General features: G+C 64.5%; 22 protein-coding genes. 5 read left to right on the forward strand and 17 right to left on the reverse strand.

Annotation, left to right across the window (positions count from 1 at the left end; genetic code table 11):
* The 13 genes from B6V74_RS01825 to B6V74_RS01885 form a co-directional block, all read right to left on the reverse strand.
* Positions 1-1,494: a pilus assembly protein TadG-related protein gene (locus tag B6V74_RS01825; RefSeq protein ID WP_088722170.1), complete on the reverse strand. Its 1,494-nt coding sequence runs from the start codon at positions 1,492-1,494 to the stop codon at positions 1-3.
* Positions 1,495-1,527: 33 nt separating this feature from the next.
* Positions 1,528-2,334, reverse strand: coding sequence for a Flp pilus assembly protein CpaB (cpaB, locus tag B6V74_RS01830; protein ID WP_088718928.1), 807 nt, complete (start codon positions 2,332-2,334; stop codon positions 1,528-1,530).
* Positions 2,335-2,461: 127 nt separating this feature from the next.
* A complete protein-coding gene (locus B6V74_RS01835; protein WP_088721804.1) occupies positions 2,462-2,677 on the reverse strand; it encodes a Flp family type IVb pilin in 216 nt (71 codons plus the stop codon).
* A gap of 431 nt (positions 2,678-3,108) precedes the next feature.
* Entirely contained in the window at positions 3,109-4,506 is a 1,398-nt protein-coding gene (gene murD / locus B6V74_RS01840; RefSeq protein ID WP_088721805.1) for a UDP-N-acetylmuramoyl-L-alanine--D-glutamate ligase, read from the reverse strand.
* Between the two features lie 215 nt (positions 4,507-4,721).
* Positions 4,722-5,312: a hypothetical protein gene (locus tag B6V74_RS01845; RefSeq protein WP_088721806.1), complete on the reverse strand. Its 591-nt coding sequence runs from the start codon at positions 5,310-5,312 to the stop codon at positions 4,722-4,724.
* A gap of 180 nt (positions 5,313-5,492) precedes the next feature.
* Positions 5,493-6,575: a phospho-N-acetylmuramoyl-pentapeptide-transferase gene (gene mraY, locus B6V74_RS01850; protein ID WP_075774434.1), complete on the reverse strand. Its 1,083-nt coding sequence runs from the start codon at positions 6,573-6,575 to the stop codon at positions 5,493-5,495.
* Positions 6,575-8,023: a UDP-N-acetylmuramoyl-tripeptide--D-alanyl-D-alanine ligase gene (gene murF, locus B6V74_RS01855; protein WP_088721807.1), complete on the reverse strand. Its 1,449-nt coding sequence runs from the start codon at positions 8,021-8,023 to the stop codon at positions 6,575-6,577. Before murF ends, mraY begins: the two co-directional genes overlap by 1 nt.
* Positions 8,023-9,504, reverse strand: coding sequence for a UDP-N-acetylmuramoyl-L-alanyl-D-glutamate--2,6-diaminopimelate ligase (locus B6V74_RS01860; RefSeq protein ID WP_088721808.1), 1,482 nt, complete (start codon positions 9,502-9,504; stop codon positions 8,023-8,025). The genes murF and B6V74_RS01860 overlap by 1 nt, the downstream gene beginning before the upstream one ends.
* A 136-nt stretch (positions 9,505-9,640) precedes the next feature.
* On the reverse strand, positions 9,641-11,455 hold the full coding sequence (locus tag B6V74_RS01865) for a penicillin-binding protein 2 (RefSeq protein WP_240496904.1): 1,815 nt from the start codon (positions 11,453-11,455) through the stop codon (positions 9,641-9,643).
* On the reverse strand, positions 11,455-11,832 hold the full coding sequence (locus tag B6V74_RS01870; RefSeq protein WP_075774430.1) for a cell division protein FtsL: 378 nt from the start codon (positions 11,830-11,832) through the stop codon (positions 11,455-11,457). The genes B6V74_RS01865 and B6V74_RS01870 overlap by 1 nt, the downstream gene beginning before the upstream one ends.
* Positions 11,829-12,836 (reverse strand): 16S rRNA (cytosine(1402)-N(4))-methyltransferase RsmH, encoded by a 1,008-nt coding sequence (rsmH, locus tag B6V74_RS01875; RefSeq protein ID WP_088721809.1) that lies wholly within the window; start codon positions 12,834-12,836, stop codon positions 11,829-11,831. Before rsmH ends, B6V74_RS01870 begins: the two co-directional genes overlap by 4 nt.
* Before the next feature lie 3 nt (positions 12,837-12,839).
* Positions 12,840-13,325, reverse strand: a complete 486-nt coding sequence (gene mraZ, locus B6V74_RS01880) for a division/cell wall cluster transcriptional repressor MraZ (RefSeq protein ID WP_078520010.1) — start codon at positions 13,323-13,325, stop codon at positions 12,840-12,842.
* 720 nt (positions 13,326-14,045) lie between these two features.
* Complete coding sequence (locus B6V74_RS01885; RefSeq protein ID WP_088718933.1) at positions 14,046-15,134, reverse strand: Mrp/NBP35 family ATP-binding protein; 1,089 nt, start codon at positions 15,132-15,134, stop codon at positions 14,046-14,048.
* Positions 15,135-15,475: 341 nt separating this feature from the next.
* On the opposite strand from B6V74_RS01885, the gene B6V74_RS01890 reads away from it, so the two are divergent.
* Complete coding sequence (locus tag B6V74_RS01890; protein ID WP_088718934.1) at positions 15,476-15,679, forward strand: DUF1127 domain-containing protein; 204 nt, start codon at positions 15,476-15,478, stop codon at positions 15,677-15,679.
* 686 nt (positions 15,680-16,365) lie between these two features.
* The gene (rlmJ, locus tag B6V74_RS01895) at positions 16,366-17,148 is read left to right on the forward strand and encodes a 23S rRNA (adenine(2030)-N(6))-methyltransferase RlmJ (RefSeq protein WP_088721810.1); all 783 of its coding nucleotides are present in this window, start codon (positions 16,366-16,368) and stop codon (positions 17,146-17,148) included.
* Here the strand turns inward: rlmJ and mntR are convergent.
* Complete coding sequence (gene mntR, locus B6V74_RS01900; protein ID WP_075774425.1) at positions 17,131-17,556, reverse strand: manganese-binding transcriptional regulator MntR; 426 nt, start codon at positions 17,554-17,556, stop codon at positions 17,131-17,133. The two genes, rlmJ and mntR, sit on opposite strands and share 18 nt — an antisense overlap.
* A 202-nt stretch (positions 17,557-17,758) precedes the next feature.
* On the opposite strand from mntR, the gene B6V74_RS01905 reads away from it, so the two are divergent.
* Positions 17,759-19,060, forward strand: coding sequence for an Nramp family divalent metal transporter (locus B6V74_RS01905; protein WP_088721811.1), 1,302 nt, complete (start codon positions 17,759-17,761; stop codon positions 19,058-19,060).
* 56 nt (positions 19,061-19,116) lie between these two features.
* On the opposite strand, the gene B6V74_RS01910 is transcribed toward B6V74_RS01905, so the two are convergent.
* From B6V74_RS01910 to metZ, 3 genes are all read right to left on the reverse strand, one after another.
* On the reverse strand, positions 19,117-21,567 hold the full coding sequence (locus B6V74_RS01910) for a UvrD-helicase domain-containing protein (protein WP_088721812.1): 2,451 nt from the start codon (positions 21,565-21,567) through the stop codon (positions 19,117-19,119).
* 194 nt (positions 21,568-21,761) lie between these two features.
* Entirely contained in the window at positions 21,762-22,856 is a 1,095-nt protein-coding gene (gene folE2 / locus B6V74_RS01915) for a GTP cyclohydrolase FolE2 (RefSeq protein WP_075774422.1), read from the reverse strand.
* 97 nt (positions 22,857-22,953) lie between these two features.
* Complete coding sequence (gene metZ / locus B6V74_RS01920; RefSeq protein WP_088718939.1) at positions 22,954-24,129, reverse strand: O-succinylhomoserine sulfhydrylase; 1,176 nt, start codon at positions 24,127-24,129, stop codon at positions 22,954-22,956.
* A gap of 229 nt (positions 24,130-24,358) precedes the next feature.
* On the opposite strand from metZ, the gene B6V74_RS01925 reads away from it, so the two are divergent.
* Together B6V74_RS01925 and B6V74_RS01930 are read left to right on the forward strand one after the other, a co-directional pair.
* Positions 24,359-25,276 (forward strand): alpha/beta fold hydrolase, encoded by a 918-nt coding sequence (locus B6V74_RS01925; RefSeq protein ID WP_088721813.1) that lies wholly within the window; start codon positions 24,359-24,361, stop codon positions 25,274-25,276.
* Between the two features lie 34 nt (positions 25,277-25,310).
* Positions 25,311-26,000 (forward strand): glutathione S-transferase N-terminal domain-containing protein, encoded by a 690-nt coding sequence (locus tag B6V74_RS01930; protein ID WP_088721814.1) that lies wholly within the window; start codon positions 25,311-25,313, stop codon positions 25,998-26,000.
* Positions 26,001-26,018: the final 18 nt, after the last annotated feature.

Below are 26,018 nucleotides of genomic sequence, written 5' to 3' on the forward strand. Positions count from 1 at the left end.
TCACCGGTAAAGCTGGACAACGTCGCGGACCATGCCGCCCGTGCCCAGTTCCTCTTGATCGCCGTTGCTGGCAGAGCCGATAACCTCGCCCCAGATATCCATCGTCGGCGGGCTCGATCCGTCCTCGCCCACCGGCTCGGTCAGGAAGACCTTGACGAATTCCTTGACCGGCACGTTCGAGGCCGCGCCCTTGATCACGGTGCCCGTCTCGGCGCTGCAATCGATCCCCGCGACGATCAGCACGCGGCGATCGGCGTTAGGGGCGGCCGCCGGCGCGCAGCTCGGCAGGCCCGTCTCGGCCCGGTTCGACAGTATATCGCCGCCATTCGCCGCCGCGATCTCGGCAAGGTAGAGATCGTAACGGGTCACAGCGTCGGCGAAGGGATCCGTCGCACCCTCTGCCGTGATGTCGATGCCGTAATTCTTCTGCATGTAGGTGATGCGACCCTGCGACCAGTCGCCATCGCCGAAGCGACCGCATGGCTCAGCTGCGCCCGGCATGAAGCAATCGTCACGCGGCAGACCGACCGTATCGGGCGAGACCTCCTCGTTCTCCTTGATGCAGGCGTTCTTGCTGGTGTTTTCCTTCCCGCTCGGGTTGGCGGCGACGATCCCCTTGATGACATTGGGTGCGGGCGCGTAATTGGGATCCTTGCTGAGGCCGTTCATGATCGCCTGGTACATGTCGAAGCGCACATTGAAGATCGCCGCGTTGCGCCCTTCCTTCTGGCCCGGCTCGAGGTCGACGCCGCGCTGGTTGAAGCATTGGGTGATCTTGCTGACCGCACCGAGCAGGCAGGCGTCGAGCTGGGCTCCGGATTTATTCGCGCAGGGCCCGTCCTCGTCGACCTTGGCGCGTTTCGGATCGAGAAACCCGAAATCACCGGGCCCCCAGGCTGCATCGCCGCCCCCGCCAGAGCGCAGCAGGATCATCTGTCCGATGTCTTTCTCCGCGTCGAAACCCGGCGGGACGCAGAACATCAAGGGTGTGACGTCGCATGCCAGGATTTCGAGCCCCGCCACCGCCTGCGCCGAGGCCGAGCCGTCGAAAGCGTCATAGCCGCCCACCGTCGTGAAGGCCGCGGCGAAGACGCCCTGAACTTCGCGTTCGTTGACGTCAACTCGGACGAAGGCGGCTTTTGTCGGATCGGTGGTGACCGCGTCTGTTGCGTCATTGTCGTTTGCCGGGAGCGCGCTGAGATAGGTCAGGGTCACGTCATTCGCGGCCCCAAGCACCCGCGAGCCAGTCGCGAAGCTCTGGCTGTCGACGATGAGTTGGGCCGCGGCATCGGCCCGCGTGATCGCGTCATTGTTGCCGTCAAGTTCGCCTGCCGCCGCCAAGGCTACCGAGTCCGCGAAGGATTGCAGCTCCGAGCGGGTGCTGCCGAGCCGCCCCAGGTCGAAGGACAGCGCGACGAGCCCCAGCAGCACAACGAGGCTCATCCCGAAGAAGACGAGGATCGTCCCGTCTTCCTCTCTGGCGAAACGCCGCATGCTGTTCTGGATGCGCCCCATCGACCCCGAGCCTCACTTGATCGCGGTTTCGGTGACTTCGGTGCCGCGCCGGACGATCACGGTGCGGATCGGCGTCGGTTCGAGCTTGTTCTTCGGGCGCTCGCTGAGAATGTCCGCGAGACCGATCGAAGGCAGCGGATCGCTCTCGGCGTCGTCCAGCGTGCGCAGCGTCAGGCTCAGCGTGCCCGCCTTCTGCGCGAGTGCGAGGCGCTGGCCCTGTTCGGGCGAAACCTCGACGGTGACTGTACGCGCCACGCCGGGGGTCTTTACCTTCTCATCGGCTTCCTGATCGACCCCGATGACGCGGACGTCCTGAAGGATCGTCACGGTCTTGAGCGTCTCGTTGCTGCCGCGCGTCATCATCACATCGACGCGGTCGCCCGGTGTCACGAAACCACCCACCCCGCTCGAGGCGTTGACCTCGATCGCCATGGCGCGGCTGTTCGGGCCGAGGGTCTGGACGATTGTAACCTTTTCGCCGTAATTCGAGACCTTGGAGGCGAGGATCAATTCGCCCTGCGCGATCTCGGCGCGGGCCCGGCGCGGCTCTCCGCCCGATTTCGGCAGGAGGGCTGCGTAATCGGTAAAGACACCCGGCGGCAGCGCGTCTTTCGGCCAGGAGATCGAGGTCAGCTTCTGAGCCTCGATGGTCTGACCGAAGGGAATGTTCTGTGCAGCGGCGAGCACCTCGACGAGGCCTTCGCGCTCGGCGGCGACTTCGCGTTTGTATTTCGCCTCGAAGAAATCGCGCGCCAGGTAAGCCGAGCCACCTGCCACGGCGAGTCCTGCGGTGAAGGTCAGCAAAGATGCGATACGCATGGCGCTCTCCGTTTTGAATTTTCGGTGTAAGCGGGGCAGCTACCCCAAAGCTGCCCCGTTTGTTTATGCGCGGCCTCTGCGAACTCCCCGGTGCAGAGGCGCGCGAAACAGGTGGCTTGAGCTGCGCTTACTGAACAGCCGTTACCGTTCGAGCAGTCGCAGTGTTCGGCGTCATGATGTTGGTCGCGCCAGCCAATTGGTTGAACACGGAATCCCCGAGGCTGCCATAGATCGTGGCGCCAATCCCAACGGCGATCGCCAGCGCGATCCCGTATTCGACGACGGTGACGCCCTCTTCGTCATTCTTCAGACGGCGCAGCGAAGCGAGTTTGAACAGTTTCATGGTCTTTCTCCGTTTTTGAGATGCCGGCCCACCCCGGCGTTTAAATCTGGCCCCGTGTCCCCTGTTGAGCCGGGCAGCCAAGATTCAGATTGCGAGGGTTTCGACGCGGAGACATCGGCGCGGCGTCGCAATATAACAACTCAAAGTTGTATTTTTTGGCAGCGGTGCCGAAATCTGGACCCCGGACACGCCGATGCCCCCCGCGAATGCGCGGCAACGCCCATGCCGCGATTCGTCGGTTGGGCGCGATTCTCGTCTTGTTGCGGAGGTTTGGCGCGTGCCACGGAATGACGCCGTTCAGGCTACTGCGCCGTTCGAGCTACGGCCCGAGCGCCGATGCGGTGACAAAAGCGCCAAAATCGACGGCTGCCCCGAAGCGGGACACCCGGCGTCGCGAGATGGGCGGACGGTCCGCTCTGCGAAGGTAAGCCTCAGCCGGGCAATGCGTCCACGAGCTGCGCGAAATGATCGCCGCGTTTCTCGAAATTCGGATATTGGTCGAAGCTCGCCGCGGCGGGCGCCAGCAGGACCGTGTCGCCCGCCTCGGCATCGCGGGCGCAGGCGGCGACGGCGGCTTCCATCGTCTCGCAAATCTCATGCTCGACCGCCAGTTCCAGCGCGAAATCGCGCGCCGAGTGACCGATGAAATAGGCTTTCTTCACCGCACCGAGATGCTCGGATAGCGAGGCCACCCCGCCCTCCTTGCCCAGACCACCCGCAATCCAGCGGATATTCCGGAAGGCCTGCAACGCTTTCGCAGCGCTGTCGGTATTGGTGGCCTTGGAGTCATTGACCCAGCGCACGCCGCCCTTTTCGGCGACGGTCTGGCTGCGATGCGGTAGTCCGGCGAAGGAGTGAAACGCCTGCTCGATGACGCGCGGCGAAATCCCGAGCGCGCGCACGGCGGCATAGGCCGCGCAGGCGTTCTGGTGGTTATGCGCGCCAGGCAGCCCGGTCACCTCGCGCAGATCGATCGATGCTACCTGCTTGCCCTTGCGCCATTCGCTGAGGAACCCCTTGCGGGCGAAGACCGACCAGCCCCAGTCGCCCAGCTTGCGCGACGCGGAGACCCGGATCAGGCGGTCATCGTTGCGGCCCATCATGATCTGATTGGCAAGATAGATGCCTTCGGGCTCGTCTACGCCGATCACCGCGCGATCCGGGCCGCCTTCGGCGAAAAGACGACGCTTGGCCGCGAAATAGCCGCCCATGCCGGCATGGCGGTCGAGGTGGTCGGGAGAGAGATTGGTAAAGACCGCGATGTCGGGCGTCAGAGCCCGCGCCAGATCTGTCTGATAGGAAGACAGCTCCAGCACCACGACCTCGCCATTTTCGGCCGGTTCCAGATCGAGCACGCCGCGCCCGATATTGCCCGCCATCTGGGTCGGGCGCCCGGCCTCTTCCAGAATGTGGTGGATCAGCGCCGTCGTCGTGGATTTCCCGTTCGAGCCGGTGACGCAGATCGTGCGCGGTGCCTGATCGTAGCGCATGAAATCGTCGGTGGCCCATGAGGCGAAGAACAGGCCGATATCGTTGTCGACGGGCACGCCCGCCTCCATCGCCGCAGAGATCACCTGGTTCGGCTTGGGATAGAGATGCGGGATGCCTGGCGAGACGATCAGCGCCGCGACACCCTCGAAAGCGCCGTGGCGGGTCAGGTCGCGGCAGCTATAGCCTGCATCCTCGGCGCGCGCGCGGCCTTCGGGGCTGTCATCCCAGCAGATCGGCTCGGCCCCGCCTGCGCGCAGCGCCGCCGCCGTCGCCAGACCCGAACGCCCGAGCCCGAGCACCGCCACCTTCTGTCCGTCAAAGCCCTGCACCGGGATCATGGAAGTCTCCTGTCGCCTCGCGGGAATGCCCCGCCCTTCAGACCTGTCGCGCTCAGCGCCGCAGGGGCCTGCCCCCGCACCTCCGGGATATTTGAACCGATACGAAGGGGAAAGGGGGAACACGGCGCGGAGAGGGTAAGACACGCAAAAACGGCGCGCACGGAGGGGGAGGAACCGTGCGCGCCGAAAAGGGTCTTCTTGGTCCGGTCGTTAGATTACGACTTCTGGTCTTGCTGCTTTTCGAGCTCCGTCAGGATATCCGACAGGCTCGCGTTGAGGGTCAGTTTGCCCGAGCCGACTTCCGACGCCGGAACGGTGATCTTGAACATCGAGACAGCCGTGTCGAGCGTGTCATCGGTGCGGACATAGACCTGGTCGGTCTTGCCCATGTTCATGACCTTCGTGATCGTACCGACCGCAGCACCGTCCGAAGACACGACGGCGTCGTCAACGCCTGCCTGAACCTCGTTACCGACGATGCCGGCATCCGTTTTCAGCTGGTTCTGCGCCGGGATCGATTCACCACCGTTCGAGGTCTGTTCGGCCGTCGCGGCGCCGACTTTCTTGCCGGCGACACCGGCGGTGTTGTTGACGTCGCTCCCCGTGGTGACGTTCACGGCGGGCGGGTTGCCCGTGGAGGTCTGATCGTTCGGAACGACCTGCATCTTGTAGTCGACGAGACCGTACTGGCCGTTCTCCGCGTTGCTGCCCTGGGTCACGCCATTTGCGTAGGTGGCAACGGCGCCGAGCGAGAGCGTAGCGGCAAGAGCGGTCGTCGAAAGGATGATGTTGAACTTGCGGGTCATCGGGGTCTCCTCGCTAAAAAACTTTTGCGACATCTCGCGTCGCGGTTCGGGGAGACAACCAACGAATTCCGCTCTGGTTCGCTCAAATAATTTTGAGAAAAACCACGGCGCGCCTCGAGGAACCAAAGCGCGCCGGAAGAGATCGCGCGCGGGGCGCGATCGGGGAAAAAGATGTGCGGGTCAGCGGATCTTCAGTGTCGCCAGACCGATCAGCGCGAGGATCAGCGAGATGATCCAGAAACGGATGACGATCTGCGGCTCCGACCACCCCTTCTTTTCGAAATGGTGGTGGATCGGGGCCATCAGGAAGACCCGTTTGCCGGTGCGTTTGAAATAGGCGACCTGGATGATCACCGAGAGCGCCTCGACCACGAAGAGCCCGCCGACGATGCCGAGGACGATCTCGTGCTGGGTGCAGACCGCGATCGCGCCGATCGCGCCGCCAAGCGCGAGGCTGCCGGTGTCGCCCATGAAGACCGCCGCCGGCGGCGCGTTGTACCACAGAAAGCCCAGACCGCCCCCCATCAGCGCCGCGGTGAAGATCACCAGTTCCCCGGTGCCGGGCACGAATTGCACGCCGAGATAATCGGTGAAGTCGGTGCGGCCCACGACATAGGCGATCGCGCCCAGCGTACCTGCGGCGATCATCACCGGCATGATCGCGAGCCCGTCGAGCCCGTCGGTCAGGTTCACCGCATTGGCCGCGCCCACGATCACGATCATCGCGAAGGGAATGTAGAAATAGCCTAGGTTCAGCACCAGATCCTTGAAGAACGGGATCGACAGCCGCCCTTCCAGATCGGACGGGTGCAGATACCACGTCAGGAGCGACGCCAGAAGCGCGAGCAGGAAGCCGAGCGCGAGCCGCGCCTTGCTGCTGACCCCTTTGGTGTTCTGCTTGGAAACCTTGGCGTAATCGTCGGCGAAGCCGATTGCGGCGTAGCCGTAGGTCACCATCAGCACGACCCAGATATATCCGTTGTCGAGCCGCGCCCAGAGGAGCGTCGACACCAACAACGCGGTGAGGATCAGGATACCGCCCATCGTGGGCGTCCCGGCCTTGGAGATATGCCCCTCGGGCCCGTCATCGCGGATCGGCTGCCCCTTCCCCTGAGTGCGGCGCAGAATCCCGATCAGCCAGGGTCCGAAAATGAACCCCACCAGCAGCGCCGTGAAGAACGCCGCCCCCGCACGGAAGGTGATGTAGCGGAACAGGTTGAAGACGCCCCCGCCATCGGAGAAGTCGGTCAGCCAATACAACATTAGTCTTTTCCCTTATGGGCCTCGGCCGCTCCGGGCTGGCCGAGTTTTCTCAATACGCTCACGACGAGGCTCACCTTGGAGCCCTTCGAGCCTTTGACCAGCACCACGTCGCCGGGGTCGATCAGGTGGCGGGCACGCTCTGCCAGCTTGTCCGCCGTTTCATACCATTCTCCCCGCTTGGTGCGCGGCAGGGCTTCGCGAAGCGCCGCCATGCGCGGTCCCGCGAGATGCACGAGGTCGACCTTCGCCATGGCCGGGTGATCGGCGATGGCCGCGTGCAGCGCCGTTTCGTCCTCGCCCAGCTCCAGCATGTCGCCAAGGATCGCGATGCGCCGCCCTTTCGCGGTGCGCCCAACACCGTCGCGTGGCTTGGCGCCTGCCAGAACTTCGAGCGCTGCGGCCATCGAGGCGGGGTTCGCGTTGAACGCGTCGTCGAAGAGGTCGAAGCTCTCGGCCTCGTCCACCACATCCATATAGACCCGCTCGCGCTGACCGCGCCCGGCGGGGGGCTGCCAGTTGCCCAAATCCATCGCGGCAATGGTCGGATCGCAACCCGCGGCTTCGGCCAAGGCCAGCACGCCGAGCGCGTTGGCCGCGAAATGCCGCCCCGGGGTCATCACCTTGAACAGGATCGACGTGCCATGGTGGTCCGCCTGAACAACGGTTGCGTCGCCCGAGATGCGGGCCTCGACAAGACGGTAGTCCGAGCCCGGCTCGGGGCCGAAGGTGACCATTGTTCCTGCCTGCTGGGCGGCCTCGCGCAGGATGTCGGAGGTCTCCAGCCCGGTCGGCACGATCGCAGTGCCGCCCTCGACGAGGCCTTGGAAGATCGACGCCTTCTCATGCGCGATGCCTTCGATACTCTCGAAGGCCGCGAGATGCGCGGGCGCGACGGTCGTTATCATCGCGGCATGGGGCTGCGCCAGTTTCGCCAGCGGCGCGATCTCGCCCGGATTGCTCATCCCGATCTCGATCACGGCGAAATCGGCGTCCTGCGGCAGGCGCGCCAGCGTGATCGGGACGCCCCAGTGATTGTTGAAGCTCGCCTCGGCCGCGTGAACCTTGCCTTGAGCGGAGAGGACAGCGCGCAGCATCTCTTTGCTCGACGTCTTGCCGACCGAGCCGGTGACGGCGAGCACACGGGCCCGCGCCCTTGCGCGCCCCGCCCGCCCCAAAGCTTCTAGGCCCGCGAGGACGTCATCGACGATCAGCAGCGGGTCGTCTTTCGAGCAGCCCTCGGGAATGCGACTGACCATCGCCGCCGCCGCGCCTTTGTCGAGCGCCTGTCGCACGAAGTCATGGCCGTCTCGCACATCTTTGAGCGCGACGAAAAGATCGCCCGGATGAATGGTCCGGGTGTCGATGGAAATTCCGGTCGCGGCGAAAGCCTGCGTGGCCTCACCATCGGTGGCGGCAGCCGCGTCGCTCGAGGTCCAGAGAACGGCCATCAGATTTTCCCGTCCAGCGCGGCAACAGCGACCGAGGCCTGCTCGGCGTCGTCGAACGGGTAGGTGTCCGAGCCGATGATCTGTCCGCTCTCATGGCCCTTGCCCATTACCAGCAGCGCATCGCCGGGCTGCAGCAGATCGACGCCGCGCAGGATCGCCTCGGCCCGGTCGCCCACTTCGAGCGCCTTTGGCGCGCCTTCCAGCACGGCAGCGCGGATCGTTGCGGGATCTTCCGAGCGCGGATTGTCGTCGGTCACGATGACAATGTCGGCATTCTCGGCGGCGGCCTTGCCCATCAGCGGGCGCTTCGTCGCGTCCCGATCCCCGCCTGCGCCGACGATGGCGATCAGGCGGCCCATCACATGCGGGCGCAGCGCCTTCAGCGCGGTCTGCACCGCATCCGGCGTGTGGGCGTAATCGACGAAGACCGTCGCGCCGTTGTCGCGGGTGGCAGCCAGTTGCATCCGCCCGCGCACGGTGGAGAGCTTCGGCAGTGTCGCGAAGACCTCCTCGGGGTCGGCGCCGCACGCGATGGCGAGCGCCGCACCGGTAAGCACATTCATCGCCTGGAACCCGCCGATCAGCGGCAGGCGAGTCATCTGGGTCCAGCCTTCCCAGGCGAAGCGCACATCCTGACCGGTTGCATCGAACCGCTGCCCGAGAATCTGCATCTCGCAGCGTTCGGTATGGCCGATCCCGATCAGCTCCTGACCGCGCGCAGTGATATAGCGCGCGAGTTCCTCCCCCTTGGGATCGTCGAGATTGATCACCGCCGCTCCGTCTTCGGGCAGGACCCGGGTGAAGAGCCCAGCTTTGGCCGCGAAATACTCGTCGAAGCTCGCGTGGTAATCGAGGTGATCTTGCGAGAAGTTGGTGAAAGCGGCCGCCGAGAGCGTCACACCATCCAACCGACGCTGCGCGAGCCCGTGCGACGAGGCCTCCATCGCGGCATGGGTCACGCCGACGGCAGCAATATCCGAGAGCAAGCGATGCAGGGTGATCGGCTCGGGCGTCGTATGCGGCGAAGGTGCGGCATAGCTGCCCTCGACGCCTGTCGTGCCGATATTCGCGGCCTCGAATCCCAGCAACTGCCAAATCTGGCGGGTAAAGGTCGCGACCGAAGTCTTGCCGTTGGTGCCGGTCACCGCGATCATCGTCTCGGGCTGGCGCTCGAACCACAGCGCTGCCGCGAAAGCGAGCGCCTGACGCGGATCTTGCGTGACGACTATGGCCGTATCGGTGCCCGCGAGCGCCTCGCGCGCGGTTTGCTCGCCCGCGCGATCGGTCAGCACTGCGGCTGCGCCCATGCGCAACGCGTAAGGAATGAACTCGGCCCCGTGGATCTGCGTGCCCGGCAACGCCGCAAAAAGATGGCCCGGTTTGACCTGCCGACTGTCGACCGACAGTCCCGAGATCGCGCAGTCTGCGCCCTGCAGCGGCGTCAGCCCCAATTCGCTCAGCATTTTGGTGCCCGCAGCCATCGTATCCGTCCTTTATTCAGCTCGCCGCACTTATCCGGCGACACGTCTGCGAGGTCAAGGCGACAGGCCCTGCCCCCTGTCTCTATGCGCGGGTTCATGCACGTGGCGTGACACCCGCGTACCGACCCCGAAAACGTCAGTCTTTCTTGACCAGACTGATGCCGTCGAGCGTGTCGGGTGTCGTCGGTTCGGGGCGCAGACCCAGAAGCGGCGCGACACGGCGGATCGTCTCGGCCGCAACCGGCACGGCGGTCCAGCCTGCGGTGCGGCGCGGAGTGTCGCCGGAGGTATCCGTCGGCTCGTCCAGCGTCAGAACCAGCACATATTCGGGATTGGTCACCGGGAAGACGCCCGCGAAGGTCGAGATCACCTTCTTGTCGTAATAGCCGCCCTGCGGATCGGGCTTGTCGGCGGTGCCGGTCTTCCCCGCGACCTGATAGCCCTCGACATTGCCGTAGCTTGCGGTGCCGCGCGTCACAACGGCGCGCATCATCGCGAGCGCCTTATGGGCAACCTCCGGGGACACGACCTGCGCGCCTTCCGGGGCGCCGAATTCCTGCTTGTGCGGCTTGCGCGGGCCGCCATTGGCGATCAGCGTCGGCAGCACGCGCCGCCCGTCATTGGCGATCGTCGCATAGGCCGTCGCAAGCTGCAGCGGGCTGTCGGAGAGACCGTGCCCGTAGCCGATTGTCATCGCGGACAGCTCCGACCAGTTCTTCGGCAGGATCGGACGGCCCGTCGGCGCCTCGATCAGTTCCACCGGCGAAGGCTCCAGAAGGCCCAGCTTGCCGAGGAACTCGCGCTGCTTCTCGGGGCCGATCTTCTGGACGATCCGCGCGGTGCCGATATTCGAGCTGTGCACGATCACGTCGGTGACCGACAACTGCTTGCCGTAATTGTGAAAATCGTGGATGCGGAACTTGCCCCAGCGCAGCGGACCCTTGGTGTCGATCATCGTCTCGGGCGTGACCAGACCATCCTGCATCGCCTGCGACACCGCGAAAATCTTGAAGGTGGAGCCGAGCTCGTACATCCCCTGAACCGCGCGGTTGAACAGCGGGCTGTCGGAGGGGTCGCCCTTCAGAAGCGGCGCGGGGCGGTCGTTCGGGTCGAAATCGGGCAGGCTCGCCATCGCGACGATCTCGCCGGTGTGGACCTTCATCAGTACCGCGGTCGCGCCCTTGGCGTTCATCAGCTTCATGCCGCCCGACAGCACATCCTCTAGCGCCGATTGCACGGTCAGATCGAGCGAGAGCTTGAGCGGCTGCCCGCCATTGGCCGGATCGCGCAGCCAGCTGTCATATTCCTTCTCGATCCCTGCCACGCCGAGAATCTCGGCGGAGTTCACGCCTTCTGTGCCGTAGCGCGCGCCGCCAAGAATATGCGAGGCGAGATGGCCGTTGGGATAAAGCCGCATCTCCCGCGGGCCGAACAGAAGGCCGGGATCGCCGATATCGTGAACAGCCTGCATCTGCTCCGGGCTGATGCGGCGCTTGATCCAGACGAACTTGCGATGGCCGGTGAAGTCCTTCTTCAGCCGGTCGCGGTCGAGATCGGGGAAAATCTTCACCAGCTTGTCCACCGTGCCCAGCGGGTCGATCATCATCGGCGGCTGCGCGTAGAGCGAGTGGGTCAGCAGGTTCGTCGCGAGCACCCTGCCCTTGCGGTCGACGATATCGGCGCGTTGGGCGTGAATCTGCTCGGTCGTGGAATCGGTCTGCGGCTCTTCGGGGCGCGCGGCGGCGAAAGAGCCCATGCGCAGTCCCACCGTCAGGAAGGCCGCAAGGAAGATCACCGACATCACCAGCAGACGGCCTTCGGCGCTTTGACGCGCCTTGTCACGGGTGGCCTCGCCGCGCAGACGGCGGTTCTCGCGTTCGATCGCGTCGGGGTTCTCGCCTTTTTCGCGGGCGTCGAGGATACGGGCGAGCGGGCGAAGGGGCGTACGCATCAGTTCCCTCCCTCGGGATCAGCCTTGACCTCGACAGGATCGGAAAGGCCGGCCAAATCGGTGCCGGACGCACCAGTATCATCGGCCTGCGGTGTCGGGTAGGCAATCTGGGCGACGGTTCCGAATTGCTCTGGCGTCATCGGCAGAAGATGCAACGAGGTGAAGTTGAGATTGACCAGTTCGCGCAGGCGCTGCGGGCGGTTGAGATAAGCCCATTCGGCGTTGAGCACGGTCAGACCCTCGTTCAGCGAGGCGATTTCCCGATTGAGGTCGCGCAGCTCGTCGATCCGGTCCTGGGTGTCGTAATTGACGTGATAGGCCCAGAAGGCGAGCGCGAGCACACAGGCAGAGGCGGCAAGATAGGCAAGCAATCTCAACGGCGTTTCCCCTTCTTTTCCCCGGTGACAAGCTTCGGAAGCCCCAGTTGCGTGCGATCGGCCTTGCCGGCGGGCGCATCCGTGCGCCGCCCCACCCGCAACCGAGCCGAGCGTGCACGCGGGTTTTCCGCCAGTTCCTCTTCGTCGGGCCCGTCGCCTTTCACGGTAATTTCAAACGCGGGATCAAGGGCTTGCTGAACCGGCGCGTGGCGCGAACCGCCCCCGCCCGTCGACGAGCGCGCAGCGAAGAAGCGCTTCACCACCCGGTCTTCGAGCGAGTGGAAGCTGACCACCGCCAGCAGCCCGCCGGGTTTCAGCGCACGTTCCGCGGCCTCGAGCCCCTCGATCAACTGGCCGAATTCGTCGTTCACCGCGATGCGCAGGCCCTGAAAGCTGCGCGTTGCGGGATGGCTTTGCCCCGGTTTCGGGCGCGGCAGGCAGCGCTCGATCACCTTGACGAGCTGTTGCGTGGTCTCGAATGGCTGAACCTTGCGCGCCTCGACGATGGCCTTGGCGATCCGGCGCGAGGCGCGCTCCTCGCCATATTGATAAAGGATATCAGCGAGTTCGCCCTCATCCGTCTCGTTGACCAGATCGGCAGCCGACGGCCCTTCCTGCGACATCCGCATGTCGAGCGGCCCGTCGCGCATGAAGGAAAAGCCACGATCGGCCTGATCGAGTTGCATCGAGGAGACGCCGAGATCCAGCACCACCCCGTCGAGCAATTCGTCGGAATAGGTATCGAGTTCGGAGAACGTGCCTTCGACCAACTCCAGCCGGTCGCCGTATTCGCCGCGCCACGCCTCGGCCATCTCGAAAACCGCCGGATCGCGATCCACGCCGATCACCTTGTCGGCACCCGCCTCAAGCAAACCGCGCGCATAGCCGCCCGCACCGAAGGTTCCGTCAAGCCAGGTCCCAGAGACAGGCGCGACCGCCCGAAGGAGCGGCCGCAGCAAAACCGGGACGTGGGGGGCGTCTGGCAGGGCGTCCCGATCCGTCATGGCTCACCCCTGCGACAAAAGGCTGAGAGGGTCGAAATCTTCGCCCTGCTCTTCGATCCACTGATCGATATTGGCTTCATCGGCAGCGGCGAAGGTCTCGGGGTTCCAGATTTCGAAGGTCTCGCCCACGCCGGAGAAATAGGCCTCCTTGTCGAGACCGATCTTCGTACGCAAGGCCGCCGGGAGAACGAGGCGGCCGTCGGGATCGACTTCGGTCGGATGCGATTTGGACAGAACCATCCGCTGGAGGATCGTGCGCTGCTTCGAGCCGCGCGGCAGCGCCGCGATATCGGCAGCCAGCGCCTCGAAAGCGGCCTGCGTGTAGATCTGAAGCATTTTCTGAGTATCGGCACCGTAGACGATGACCATCCGGGGGCGATCTTTGTTCGGGCGCTCGGGGTCACCCTCTTCGAGCTCACGACGAAACAGCGCGGGGATCGACACGCGACCCTTACTGTCCACCTTGAAGGTGTATTCGCCTATGAACATGCCCGCCAAAGCGCGCTCCTATCACCTGTCCCGCCGGGCCGGGCCCGGAATGAAAACGGCGGATTGGGCTGCTGCCACTGCCCAATCCGCCGCCCTCGTTCCCATCACTGGGTATGTCCGACTGCACGCGCCACCTGGGGGGATGGGATGTCTGCTCGCTCGCGCGCCGGATCTCTTTGTTTTCGTGAAGCGATGGCCTGTATGAAACCTGCTTTTCGCCGTGAGGTCTTGGTGCCTCTATTTGCATTCGCTTCCGATGAATTAGGGATGCCACGGGAATTCATGGCACGCAAGAAAAAATTTGCCGAAGATTGGGTAGATCTTGTCCGCAGCAGCACCCCGCCCCAAGGCCCTGCGCGCCTTATCGCATATCCCTAGGCATCATGAAGAAAAAATTTACCATATCTGGTAGCTGCGAACGCAGACCAAGCTCTCCCACGAAATCCCAAAAAATTTCAATCGAGATGGAACCTGTGATTTTTAAGCCGCAATTGGAGCCACCTGAGGCACCATTTTCCGCGCTCACCGCGGCGTGATTTTGCGCGAGCCGATGTGAATACGCCGTGATTCCACCAAGAATCTCTGCGAATCCCGGCTCACGCGCTCTCTACGCCCTCGTGAAGTTCCATGGAAGGTGCCATGATTTCCCATGACCTTCCCGCGAACATGAAAAAGGCGTCCGTTGAGGACGCCTTTCCCAGAGCAACCTTCGCCGCCAGATCAGATCAGATCGCGGTCGATCAGCCCACGCGCAAGAGTGGCGTAGCCTTCGGCTGCCGGCCCCTCGCTCGCGGCGACCGGGGTGCCCGCGTCACCCGCGAGCCGCACGTCCAGGTCAACGGGCAGCGCACCGAGGAACGGCAACCCCAGCGATTTCGCCTCCGCTGCGACGCCGCCATGACCAAAGAGATGCGCCTCGTGGCCACAATTCGGACAGACGTAAGAGGACATATTCTCGACCAGCCCATGGATCGGCGTCTTCAGCCGCTGGAACATGTCGATCGCCTTCTTCGCATCGAGAAGTGCCACGTCCTGCGGGGTCGAGACGATGATCGCCCCGTCCAGCTCGGTTTTCTGACACAGCGTGAGCTGCACATCCCCCGTCCCCGGCGGCAGATCGATCAAAAGCACGTCGAGCGGGCCGTATTCGTCCCACTTCACCTGGAACAGCATCTGCTGCATCGCACCCATCAGCATCGGGCCGCGCCAGATCACCGCTTCGCTCTCTTTCAGCATGAGGCCGACCGACATCAGCGTGACGCCATGCGCCTGCAACGGCAGGATCGTCTGGCCATCCGGCGAGGCCGGCCGCTTGCTCGCCCCCATCATGCGCGGCAGCGAGGGACCATAGATATCGGCATCCAGCAGCCCAACCCGCTTGCCCGCGCGCGTCAGCGCCACGGCGAGGTTAGAGGCGACGGTAGATTTGCCCACGCCACCCTTGCCCGACCCCACGGCGATGATCTTCTTCACGCCCGGCACCTTTTGCGGCCCCTGCTGGGGCTTGGGATGCCCCCCGATCGCGGGACCACGCTGTTGCGACTGTTGCGCCGTACCGCCGAGGCCGCGCGGAGGGCCCGAAGGCACGACGACCGTCACGCTCGTCACCTCTGGGAGCGCCTTGATCGCCGCCTCCAGCGTGGGGCGCATCGCCTCCAGTTCGGGTTGCGGCGCGCCTTCGAGCACGAAGCGCACCACGCCGTCTTGCACCGCGAGCGCGCGCACGAGATCGCGGCTCACAGCGGTCCCGCCGCCCGGCACTTCCACCGTTTGCAACGTCGCAAGAACCGTTTCCTTGCTCAGAGCCATGCAGATTCCTCCATTCCCGGGTCCATTATCCGCCCGCATACTCGTGATTTGGCCGGAACTGTGGCGTTTTTGCCGCGCAGTTCAAGTCGAGAACTGCCCATACGGTCAGGAATCCCCCATGCCCCGCGAGGGGAGCGCAAATATCTTGCGCCTCTCTCCCGAAAATAGGTCAGAATCATTCATGCATTTTCTGCATGGCGGCATTGAGGCTTCCCGGCATTGTGCAACCGCAGCATTAGCGCCATCTTTGCTCCAACGACGACGGAACAAGAAGTAACGAAATGGGTCGACAAGCTGGAACCAGCAGCGACCCTCGCAAGTAGATAGATGAGGCTGATACGATGGCACTCGCACAAGACATCCAACTGAACGACAGCGGCTTCGCCGCACTGAAATCGAAACTGTTCGAAGCCCTGGCCCGCCGCAAGGTGTATCGCCAGACGCTCAACGAGCTGCGCTCGCTCAGCAGCCGCGAACTGAACGACCTCGGGCTGCACAGCTCGATGATCACCCGCGTGGCCTATGAGGCCGCATACGGCAAGTAATTCTCTTCCTGAGCCCCTCTCCTCCTCCCTGGGGCTCGGAACTTGGGCGGCGCTCTCTCTCCTCCTCCCTGAGAGCGCCGCCACACCAAGACATACCGGCCCCAAGCGGCGAGACGCCGCGATGCCGGACCAAAGCTGCCCGGATCTCTCCTCCTCCTCCCTGAGGGATCCGCGCCGAGCAGGCGGCGACCTCTCTCCTCCTCCCTGAGGTCGCCGCCTATCATCGGCGGAAATATGCGACAGGCTGTCGCATGCTGCAGTGCAGCACTTGATATCCGGACCGGCAGGTCCAATTTGATACGAAAGGCCCTCTCCTCCTCCCTGGGCCAATCGTTTCGGCGGCGCCCTCCTCCTCCTCCCTGAGGGTGCCGCCAACCAGATACCGAGGGTCCTCTCCTCCTCCCTGGACCCGAGGGTGTGACGCCGCTTCCTCCTCCTCCCTGAAGCGGTGTCGACAGTGCCGAAGGGTCTCTCTCCTCCTCCCTGAGACCTGACGGCAGAAAAGAGACGGCGGCGCCCCTCCTCCTCCCTGGGCGCCGTCGTTTTCTTTTATCCCCCTGCCAGATGAACCTTCGGAGAGGCTCCGCCCCGCACGCCTCGCGCACCCCCGGGATACGTCTCCCGAGAAGAAGAGCATTGCCCTCGCGCGCGCTGACCGGCAGGAAGGGCCCAAGGAGACCGAACCGATGCTGTCTTACCAACACGCCTATCACGCCGGAAATCTGGCCGATGTGCACAAGCATGCGCTGCTTGCGTCTGCGCTCGATTACCTCACGCGCAAGGACAAGCCGCTGAGCTACCTCGAAACCCATGCCGGGCGCGGGCTTTACGCGCTTGACGGGGCGGAAGCGGCGAAGACGGGCGAGGCGGCAGCCGGGATCGCCCGGGTGGAAGACTTGGGCTGGTTCGCCCCCGATCATCCCTACATGCGCGCGCTGGCAGCGGTGCGGGCGCAACACGGGGCGCAGGCCTATCCGGGCTCACCCCTAGTGGCACAGGCGCTGTTGCGCCCGATGGACACGATTCAGCTATGTGAACTGCACCCGCAGGAGTTTTCCGCCCTGCGAAGCGCAACACGACGCAGCGGAGCGGTCCTGCACAAGGCAGACGGGCGCGAGATGGCGCTCGCGCTGACGCCCCCCACCCCGCGCCGCGGGATGATGCTGATCGATCCGAGCTTCGAGGAGAAAGCCGATTACACGGCGATGCCGAAGCTGATCGGTCATATCGCGAAGAAATGGAACGTCGGCATCATCGCGCTTTGGTATCCGATGCTGGCCTCGGGCGCGCAGGAGGCGATGGTCCGCACCCTGCGCCGCGATTTCCCCGAAGCGCTGAGCCACGAGGTACGTTTCCCGCCTGCCCGCGAAGGCCACGGCATGATCGGCTCTGGGATGTTCATCGTGAACCCGCCCTGGGGGCTCGTCGGCGAGGCCGAGCGGCTCTCGGCGCTATTTGCCAGCCTTTGAAGCGAGGAAAGCCTCGAACGCCTCCAGCGTACGGGACGAGACATGATGCTCGATCCCTTCGGCATCGAGCTCCGCGACCTCTTCCGGCACGCCCACCGCGCGCAACAGGGCCACAACGGTGCGATGGCGTTCGCGCACCTGGGCGGCCAGCGCCTCCCCCGTCTCCGTCAGGAACACCCCGCGATAGGGCCGCGACACTGCGAGCCCTTCGCGCTTGAGTCGCGCGACCGCCTTGGTCGCGGTCGGATGGGCCACCCCGAGTCGTGCGGCGATCTCGGTGATACGGGCCTCGCCGAATTCCGCCGTCAGATCGGCGATCATCTCGACATAGTCTTCCAGCAGCGCGCGCGCCGCACGCTCTCGGGCCCGGTTGAACCCCTTGATCTGGGAGGGATCGGTGTCAGTCATTCGCCTGCCTTGACGGTCTCGGTCTCAGTGCCTGTCGGGGCCAGTCGGGCGCCATTTCCAGAGCGGACCGGATAACCTGTCGCGCCCGATATGCCAAGCAAAGCTTCGCGCGAGGCGCGTCGAGCTGTCAACGAAAATTAGCCACTTGCGAATCTTGTAGCCAAGGCTACATTTCGCCGAAGACGTATCCACGAGGAGCCCCATGACCGAACTTATCCGCAAGGAAAACATGACCAGCCGCACCCGCACGGCCATGGAAGCGGTGCTGTCGGGCAACCGGCGCGGCGGGTTTCTGTTGTTCTTCGGGCCGGCGGTGATCGCCTCGGTCGCCTATATGGACCCGGGCAACTACGCGACGAACATCCAAGCGGGCGCGGGCTACGGCTATGCGCTTTTGTGGGTCGTTCTCGGCGCGAACCTGATCGCGATGCTGTTTCAGGCGATCTCGGCGCGCGTCGGCATCGTGACCGGCAAGAACCTCGCGGAACTGTCGCGCGAGAATTTCTCGAAACCCGTGACGATCGCGATGTGGATCGTCTCGGAGATTGCGGCGATGGCCACCGATCTGGCGGAGTTTCTGGGCGGCGCCTTGGGGCTTTCGCTCCTGTTCGGCTGGCCGCTGATCTGGGGAATGGGCGTCACCGCCGTCGTCACCTATGCGATCTTGCTGTTCGAGCGCGGCGGCTTCCGACCGATGGAGATCGTGATCGGCGCGCTCGTGGCGCTGATCGGGGCGTGCTACCTCGCGGAGATGTTCGTAGCGCCGGTCGACTGGTCCGGGGCCGTGCAAGGGTTGATCACACCCGCGATGCCCGACGCCAAAGCGCTCACGATCGCGGTGGGCATCATCGGCGCGACCGTTATGCCGCATGCGATCTTCCTGCATTCCGGTCTGACGCAGAACCGCGCGCTGACCCCCGACCCGGTGCAGAAGGCACGGCTAGTGAAATTCTCCAACCTTGAGGTGATCATCGCGCTCGCGATTGCGGGGATGGTCAACATGGCGATGGTGATCATGGCGGCCTCGGCCTTCCATAGCGGCCATTCCGAAGTGGCCGAAATCGAGAGCGCCTATCATACGCTGACGCCGCTCTTGGGCGGTTTCGCCGCCGCCGCCTTCCTGACCTCGTTGATCGCCTCGGGAGTATCCTCGTCGGTCGTCGGTACGATGGCGGGGCAGATGATCATGCAAGGCTTCATCCGCCGGCGCATCCCGGTCTGGCTGCGCCGGGTCATCACGATGGCACCTGCCTTCGTCGTGGTATGGCTCGGGGTAAACACCACCGACGCCCTGGTGATGAGCCAGGTCGTCCTGTCGATCGCCCTGCCCGTCCCCATGGTGGCACTCCTGATCTTCGCGCGGCGGAGCGACCTCATGGGCAAGTTCGCCCTGCGCGGGCCGCTTCTCTGGCTCGCCGTGCTGGGCGCGCTCATGGTGCTGGGGCTGAACTTCATGCTGCTCTGGCAATCGGCGGGGCTGCCGGTGCCGGGGCTGGTGAGCTAAACCAGACGGAGCGAGGGGGCGCTGCCCCCTCGGGATATTTGCGCCACGGCGAAGAGTTAAAACGGCACGTCGTCGGCATCCGCGGCGGGCACGACAAAGCTCGACAGCAGACGTTTCTCGCCCGCCTTGTCGAATTCGACGACGAGCTTGTCGCCTTCCGAGCCCATTACCTCGCCATAGCCGAATTTCTTGTGGAAGACCCGGTCGCCGATCTCGTAATCGCTCTCGCCCTTGGCGTCGATCACCATGTGGCGGGCCTCGCGCGGCTGGCTGACCCCGCGCGATTGCGCATTTTGCAGCCGCCGCCAGCCGGGCGAGTTGTAGACATCGGCGCGCGAGACGCGGTCTTCCATCGCGCTGGAGCCACCAAAGCCGCCCCCGTTCATGCCGCCGCCATAGAGACCCGGAGGGGTCAGCACGTCGATATGGGCGGGCGGTAGTTCGTCGATGAAGCGCGAGGGCATCTGGCTTTGCCATTGGCCGTAGACCCGCCGGTTTCCAGCGAAGGAAATCGTGCACAGCTCCTCGGCGCGGGTGATGCCGACATAGGCCAGACGGCGCTCTTCCTCGAGGCCCTTCAACCCGCTCTCGTCCATCGAGCGCTGCGACGGGAACAGCCCGTCCTCCCAGCCCGGCAGAAAGACCACGGGGAATTCCAGACCTTTGGCCGCATGCAGTGTCATGATCGAGACTTTCTCCTCGGTCTCGGCCTTGTCATTGTCCATGATCAGCGCGACGTGTTCGAGGAAGCCCTGCAGATTGTCGAACTGCTCCAACGCCTTGACGAGTTCCTTGAGGTTCTCGAGCCGCCCCGGTGCTTCCGGCGTCTTGTCGTTCTGCCACATCTCGACATAGCCGGATTCCTCGAGGATCCGTTCGGCCAGACGCACATGGCTGAGGTCATTTGCGGGCGCCACACCATCCTCGGCGGGCTCGATCAGCAGCTCGTCATCCTCGGCCCGCGTCACGGCGGTCGCAGGCGAGGCCTGCACGACCTCCTCGTGCCAGCGCGCGACATTCTCGACGAAGAGCCGCAGCTGTCCGGCCGCCTTGCCCGAAAGCGCACCCTCGGCCACCAGCATCCGCGCGCCGTCAAGCAGGCTCAGCCCGTTCTCGCGCGCAGCCACCTGAATGCGCTGCTGCGCCTTGTCGCCAAGGCCGCGCTTGGGCGTGTTGATGATCCGCTCGAAAGCCAGATCATCATCGGGCGAGGTCACGAGGCGGAAATAGGCCATCGCGTCGCGAATTTCGAGCCGCTCGTAGAAGCGCGGGCCGCCGATGACGCGATAGGGCAAACCAATGGTCAGGAAGCGGTCCTCGAAGGCCCGCATCTGATGCGAGGCGCGCACGAGAATCGCCTGCGAATTCAGACTGATCGGCGGATTGCCACGGGTGCCGCGTTGAATCGCCTCGACCTCCTCGCCGATCCAGCGCGCCTCTTCCTCGCCGTCCCAATGGCCGATCAGGCGCACCTTTTCGCCGCCCTCGGCTTCGGTCCAGAGCTCCTTGCCCAGACGGCCCTCATTGGCCGTGATCAGCCCGGACGCGGCGGAGAGGATATGTTCGGTCGAGCGGTAATTTTGCTCCAGCCGGATCACCGCCGCGCCCGGGAAATCCTTCTCGAACTTCAGGATGTTGCCGACCTCGGCGCCGCGCCAGCCATAGATCGACTGGTCGTCATCGCCCACGCAGCAGATGTTCTTATGCCCCTGCGCCAGAAGCCGCAGCCACAGGTATTGCGCGACGTTCGTGTCCTGATACTCATCGACGAGGATGTAACGGAACCAGCGTTGATATTGCGCCAATACGTCCGGCTGGGTCTGGAAGATCGTGACCATGTGCAGCAGCAGATCGCCGAAATCGACCGCGTTGAGCGTCTTCAGCCGCGCCTGATAGGCGGCGTAAAGCTCGGATCCGCGATTGTCGAAGGCCGCGGTCTCGCGGCCCGAGACCTTCTCGGGCGTCAGCGCCTTGTTCTTCCAGCCGTCGATCAGCCCCGCCAGTTGCCGTGCCGGCCAGCGTTTCTCGTCCATATTCGCGGCGACGATCAGCTGCTTAAGCAGCCGGATCTGGTCGTCGGTGTCGAGAATGGTGAAATTCGACTTCAGCCCCACCAGCTCGGCATGGCGGCGCAACAGCTTCACGCAGACCGAGTGAAAGGTGCCGAGCCACGGCATCCCCTCGATCGCACCGCCCAGGTGGCGCCCCACACGCTCTTTCATCTCGCGCGCGGCCTTGTTGGTGAAGGTCACCGCCAAGACCTCGTTCGGGCGTGCCCGGCCGGTATGGATCAGATGCGCGATCCGTGCGGTCAGCGCCGAGGTCTTGCCCGTGCCCGCGCCTGCCAGCATCAGCACCGGCCCGTCGAGCGTCTCGACGGCCTGCCGCTGTTGGGGGTTCAGTTTATCGAGATACGGCGCCGCGCGCGCTTGCATGGCGCCCGCCATGGCACGTTGCGACAGGCTCGCAGCCCCTTCATATGGATCGTCGTCATCAGCCCAATTCATGGGAGGCAATCTAGCGGTTCGGCCCCCTGAGGGAAAGGGGCATGTTCAGCATCTGTTCGCCTGACGTGCGCCCCTGCGCCCGGCGTCGCTCTTGCGAAAATATTCACCGGGAGCCCGAAGGGCGGGGGCAGAGCCCCCCCACTTGCACCAATAGCGATGCGCCCTGCCCCCTGGGGCAGCGTCCCTACCCGTCTTCAGCCCTGATGGATCAGTGTGGCGAAGAGCTTCGGATCGACGCTGGCCGATGCGAAGGTCTCGCCCTCGGTCAGCATGGCCACGGCGTCATGGCTGTGCAGGCTTTCCTGATGACTGGCCACGATGCGGAAGTCCCCGACGCGCGGTTCGGCCAGAAGGCGCTCGGCGAAGGCGCGCACGGCATCCTCGACGAAGATCGGATTGGCTGCGTTCAATTCGGCGAAAGCCTGTTCGTCCTCACGCTTGACCATCACCTGCGTCTCGGTCGGCACAGCGGCACGGGCGAGATCGATCATGTCCTCGAACCAGAGAACGTTGCCGGGCTCGACCACCGCCGAAATCCGCGCGACAGAGCGCTGCGAATGCGGCGTGGCCAGCTGGCCGCGGCTGGCACGAGCATGCTCTGACAGCTCCAGCGAGCACGGACACGTGGAGGAATAAACGTAATCGAGGTGAATAACTTTGGTGCGCACACCAGCCGTCTCGATCAGCTCCAGCGCGATGTCGTAATACTGCCAGCCCTCCAGCCCCGAACGCAGCGACGGCCGCTTTACCGGGAACGAGACGCGCATCATCAGGCGCGCGTCGAAGCTTTCGAGATCGTCCATGTAGTCGTCGAGCGCGGATTCCATCACTTCGAAGGAGAAGGTCTTCTCCGCATGGGCGTAGAAGCTGCGCATCACGCGGGACATGTTGATGCCCTTCTTCTCCGCCTCGAGGCTCACCGTGCCCGTGACCGACGCCTCCAACGTCAGATCGCCGTTGTCGCGGGTATGAAACCGCACCGGCAGCCGGAAGTTCGAGATACCGACATGTTCGATCCGGGTATGGGCACCCACGATCAGCGAGGACGGACCGTTCTGCAGGTCGGGCAGCGTCGCCTTGTAAGCCGCGTCGGCTTCGAAGCTGTCGTCATATTCGCGGCTCAGATCGGGGTAGTTCGAGAGCTCGCGGTCCGGCAGGAGCCGCGCGATCGCCGGGTCAAGCTGCGCCACCTCGACCGGATCGGCCTTCGCGGCCCATGCGCGCAGCACCTCGAGCGCGGCGCGGGCGTCGTTATCGTCGGGGGTCTCGATCCTGCCTTGCACGTTCATATCCTGTCCTCCGGTATGCCCGGTCCCGCCAGATATGGGGGTTTTGGGGCTGATGTCCAAGACAATACGCCGGTTCGCGGAAATCGGTTCACCCCGATCAGGCGGCGTCGAGCGCCTCCTTGATATCGGCGATCAGGTCACCCCCGTCCTCGATCCCCATCGAAACGCGGATCAGACCGGGGGTAATCGCGATCGCCGCCCGCTCCTCTTCAGACAGATTCTTGTGAGTCGTCGTCGCCGGATGGGTCGCGATGGATTTCGCGTCGCCGAGGTTGTTCGAGATAGACACGATCTGCAGCGCGTTGAGGAAGCGGAACGCCGCCTCCTTGCCGCCCTTCAGGTCGAGCGCGAGCATGGTTCCGCCCGAGCCCATCTGTTCCATCGCCAATGCATGCTGTGGATGGTCCATCAGACCGGGATAGACTGTGCGGGCGAGTTTCTCATGGCCGGCCACGGCGCTCGCCACCGCAGCGGCGTTCGCGGCCTGCGCGCGCACCCGCAGATCGAGCGTCTGCAACCCGCTCAGCAGAACCCATGCGTGGAACGGGCTCATGGCGCCGCCGGTGTGTTTGACGTAAGTTTCCAGCGGGCCACGGATATACTCTTTCGACCCCAGCACGACCCCGCCAAGTACGCGCCCGCCGCCATCGATGTGCTTGGTCGCGGAATAGACGATTACATCTGCGCCAAGCTCCACCGCGCGCGAGAAGATCGGCGAGGCGAAGACATTGTCGACCACCACCGTCGCGCCGCCCTCATGAGCGATCTTCACGATACCGGCGACATCCATCACTTCGAGGCCGGGGTTCGAGACGCTCTCGAAGAAACAGATCTTCGTCTCGGGACGCATCGCGGCGCGCCAGGCGTCGAGATCGGTCCCGTCGACCAGCGTCACATCCACGCCGAAGCCCTGCAGCACTTTCAGCACATGCAGGCAGGATCCGAACATCTGGCGCGCGGCCACGATGTGATCGCCCGCCTTCACGAGGCAGGTCAGCGCGCCGTTGATCGCAGCCATGCCGGAGGCGCAGGCGAAGGCGTCCTCGGTGCCTTCGATCGACGCCATCCGGTCCTCGAACATCCGCGTCGTGGGGTTGCCGTAACGGGCATAGATGAACTCGTCGTCGGAGGCATTGAGGAACCGTGCCTCTGCGGCTTCGGCCGAGGGGTAGGCAAAGCCCTGCGTCAGAAACATCGCCTCGGCCATCTCGCCATACTGGCTACGGCGAATGCCGTCATGGACGAGTTTGGTGCGGGTCTTGCGCTCGGTCATCGGTGCCTCCTGCGGCGGTCTGTCGCGACTTGGGGCTGCGATACCGCGCAGGGGGCGTAGCGTCAACGCATAGCGGCGATGTCCCGTTCGCACCAAAGGAGGCCCGGCGCGCGTCGCGTTCCATGCCCCGCCTCGGCGCGCTCACGCGAAGGCAAGGGAACTTTCGGGCGAAAAACCGCGTTCGATTTAAAACATCAACCCGCGCCTGCGCCCCTCCCCCGAGGCCCCAATGCCGCTTCTCAAGGTCCATGCCAGCTCCGAGCTGCCCGCCGATGTCCTCGCTCAGGCGCGCGCCCTGCCGGAGGGCGCCCCGATCGTGGTGATGATCCACGGCTACGGCTACGCGGCAGGGGTCGAGGGCCGCGATCCCTACGAGCACATCTTCGCGATGGAGCCGACCTTCAATCTGCATACCGCGATCAGCTGGCCGCGTGCGCTTGGCTTCGACGGGACCAATCCCGGCGAGGGCCTCGGCATCGCGTTCAGTTGGCAGTCGACGGGACGGTTGACCCGGATTTACGACATGGCCGAGATCGCCGCCCAGCGCCTTGCCCGCCTGATCGGCGCACTGAATGCCGCGACCGGGCGTCCCGTGGGGATCATCGGCCATTCGATGGGCGCGCGGGTCGCCCTGCGGGCGCTCCGCCACGCCCATGCCGGGCAAGTAGCTCGGATGGTTCTGCTGGCCGCCGCCGAATTTCAAAATCGCGCCGAGGAAGCGATGGCGAGCCCTGCGGGCCGGACCTGCGAAGTGCTCAACGTCACGAGCCGCGACAACGACCTTTTCGACTTCCTCTTCGAGTGGGGTGTAGCCTGCGGGCGCGAGCGGTCTTTGGGAAATGGCCTGTCGCAGCCCATGCGCAACTGGCTCGATCTGCAGATCGACGCGCCCGAGGTGATCGAGGTGCTCGACGATCTGGGCTATCCCGTCGCCCCGCCCGAAAAACGCGTCTGCCATTTCGCCTGCTACATGCGCGAGGGGCTGTTCGACCTCTACCGTCAAGTGCTGCGTCAGCCCGACCGGCTGCCGCTTCCGTTCCTCGCCGAAGTGCTGCCCAAGGCGCAAGACCCCCGCTGGTCGCGGCTGTTTGCGCGTCCGCGCACATCGGGTTTCGCATTGCCCTCGTTCCAGCGCACGGCAAAGTAGAGCGGACCCTGCCGCCTAACCCGACGGAGACCCCATGATCGACCTCTATTTTTGGCCCACGCCGAACGGCTGGAAGATTTCCATCGCCCTCGAAGAGATGGGCCTGCCCTACGAGACCCACTTGGTCGATATCGGCAAGGGGGAGCAATTCCAGCCGGAGTTCCTGAAGATCTCGCCCAACAACCGGATGCCCGCGATCATCGACCGCGACGGCCCGGATGGCGAACCCGTCTCGATCTTCGAGAGCGGCGCGATCCTGCAATATCTCGCCCGCAAGACCGGCCAATTCTATGGCGAGACCGAGCGCGACCGGATCGCGGTCGACGAATGGCTGTTTTGGCAAGTCGGCGGGCTGGGCCCGATGGCCGGTCAGGCGCACCACTTCCTGAAATATGCACCCAAGCTCGAACCCTCGCAGGACCTACCCTATGCCAAGGACCGTTACCGCGCCGAGACGGGACGGCTCTATGGCGTGATGGATCGTCGTCTGGCGGAGAGCCGCTACCTCGCGGGCGATTTCTACTCGATCGCGGATATGGCGTCCTGGGGTTGGGCCTCGCTTTGGGAAGGGCAGGAGCAAACGCTCGACGACAAGCCGAACCTCAAACGCTGGCTCGATGAGTTAGGCGAGCGCCCCGCCGTCAAGGCGGGCCGCGCTCTGGCCGCCGAAAAGCGCAACGACAATTCGAGCCGTGACGCGCAGAAGCACCTCTTCAAGCGCTGAGCACGTCCGCCGAACCAT

It is taken from the genome of Thioclava sp. F42-5 (assembly GCF_002213195.1).
Taxonomy (GTDB): Bacteria; Pseudomonadota; Alphaproteobacteria; order Rhodobacterales; family Rhodobacteraceae; genus Thioclava; species Thioclava nitratireducens.

Excerpts from the sequence above, each read along its gene's own strand:
- murD (WP_088721805.1), bottom strand. The coding sequence starts at position 4,506 with ATGATCCCGGTGCAGGGCTTTGACGGACAGAAGGTGGCGGTGCTCGGG.
- B6V74_RS01905 (WP_088721811.1), top strand. The coding sequence starts at position 17,759 with ATGACCGAACTTATCCGCAAGGAAAACATGACCAGCCGCACCCGCACG.
- B6V74_RS01845 (WP_088721806.1), bottom strand. The coding sequence starts at position 5,312 with ATGACCCGCAAGTTCAACATCATCCTTTCGACGACCGCTCTTGCCGCT.
- rsmH (WP_088721809.1), bottom strand. The coding sequence starts at position 12,836 with ATGACGGATCGGGACGCCCTGCCAGACGCCCCCCACGTCCCGGTTTTG.
- B6V74_RS01865 (WP_240496904.1), bottom strand. The coding sequence starts at position 11,455 with ATGCGTACGCCCCTTCGCCCGCTCGCCCGTATCCTCGACGCCCGCGAA.
- B6V74_RS01835 (WP_088721804.1), bottom strand. The coding sequence starts at position 2,677 with ATGAAACTGTTCAAACTCGCTTCGCTGCGCCGTCTGAAGAATGACGAA.
- folE2 (WP_075774422.1), bottom strand. The coding sequence starts at position 22,856 with ATGAACGTGCAAGGCAGGATCGAGACCCCCGACGATAACGACGCCCGC.
- B6V74_RS01885 (WP_088718933.1), bottom strand. The coding sequence starts at position 15,134 with ATGGCTCTGAGCAAGGAAACGGTTCTTGCGACGTTGCAAACGGTGGAA.
- mraZ (WP_078520010.1), bottom strand. The coding sequence starts at position 13,325 with ATGTTCATAGGCGAATACACCTTCAAGGTGGACAGTAAGGGTCGCGTG.
- mntR (WP_075774425.1), bottom strand. The coding sequence starts at position 17,556 with ATGACTGACACCGATCCCTCCCAGATCAAGGGGTTCAACCGGGCCCGA.
- B6V74_RS01910 (WP_088721812.1), bottom strand. The coding sequence starts at position 21,567 with ATGAATTGGGCTGATGACGACGATCCATATGAAGGGGCTGCGAGCCTG.
- B6V74_RS01825 (WP_088722170.1), bottom strand. The coding sequence starts at position 1,494 with ATGCGGCGTTTCGCCAGAGAGGAAGACGGGACGATCCTCGTCTTCTTC.
- rlmJ (WP_088721810.1), top strand. The coding sequence starts at position 16,366 with ATGCTGTCTTACCAACACGCCTATCACGCCGGAAATCTGGCCGATGTG.
- B6V74_RS01925 (WP_088721813.1), top strand. The coding sequence starts at position 24,359 with ATGCCGCTTCTCAAGGTCCATGCCAGCTCCGAGCTGCCCGCCGATGTC.
- mraY (WP_075774434.1), bottom strand. The coding sequence starts at position 6,575 with ATGTTGTATTGGCTGACCGACTTCTCCGATGGCGGGGGCGTCTTCAAC.
- B6V74_RS01860 (WP_088721808.1), bottom strand. The coding sequence starts at position 9,504 with ATGGCTGCGGGCACCAAAATGCTGAGCGAATTGGGGCTGACGCCGCTG.
- metZ (WP_088718939.1), bottom strand. The coding sequence starts at position 24,129 with ATGACCGAGCGCAAGACCCGCACCAAACTCGTCCATGACGGCATTCGC.
- B6V74_RS01930 (WP_088721814.1), top strand. The coding sequence starts at position 25,311 with ATGATCGACCTCTATTTTTGGCCCACGCCGAACGGCTGGAAGATTTCC.
- B6V74_RS01890 (WP_088718934.1), top strand. The coding sequence starts at position 15,476 with ATGGCACTCGCACAAGACATCCAACTGAACGACAGCGGCTTCGCCGCA.
- cpaB (WP_088718928.1), bottom strand. The coding sequence starts at position 2,334 with ATGCGTATCGCATCTTTGCTGACCTTCACCGCAGGACTCGCCGTGGCA.
- murF (WP_088721807.1), bottom strand. The coding sequence starts at position 8,023 with ATGGCCGTTCTCTGGACCTCGAGCGACGCGGCTGCCGCCACCGATGGT.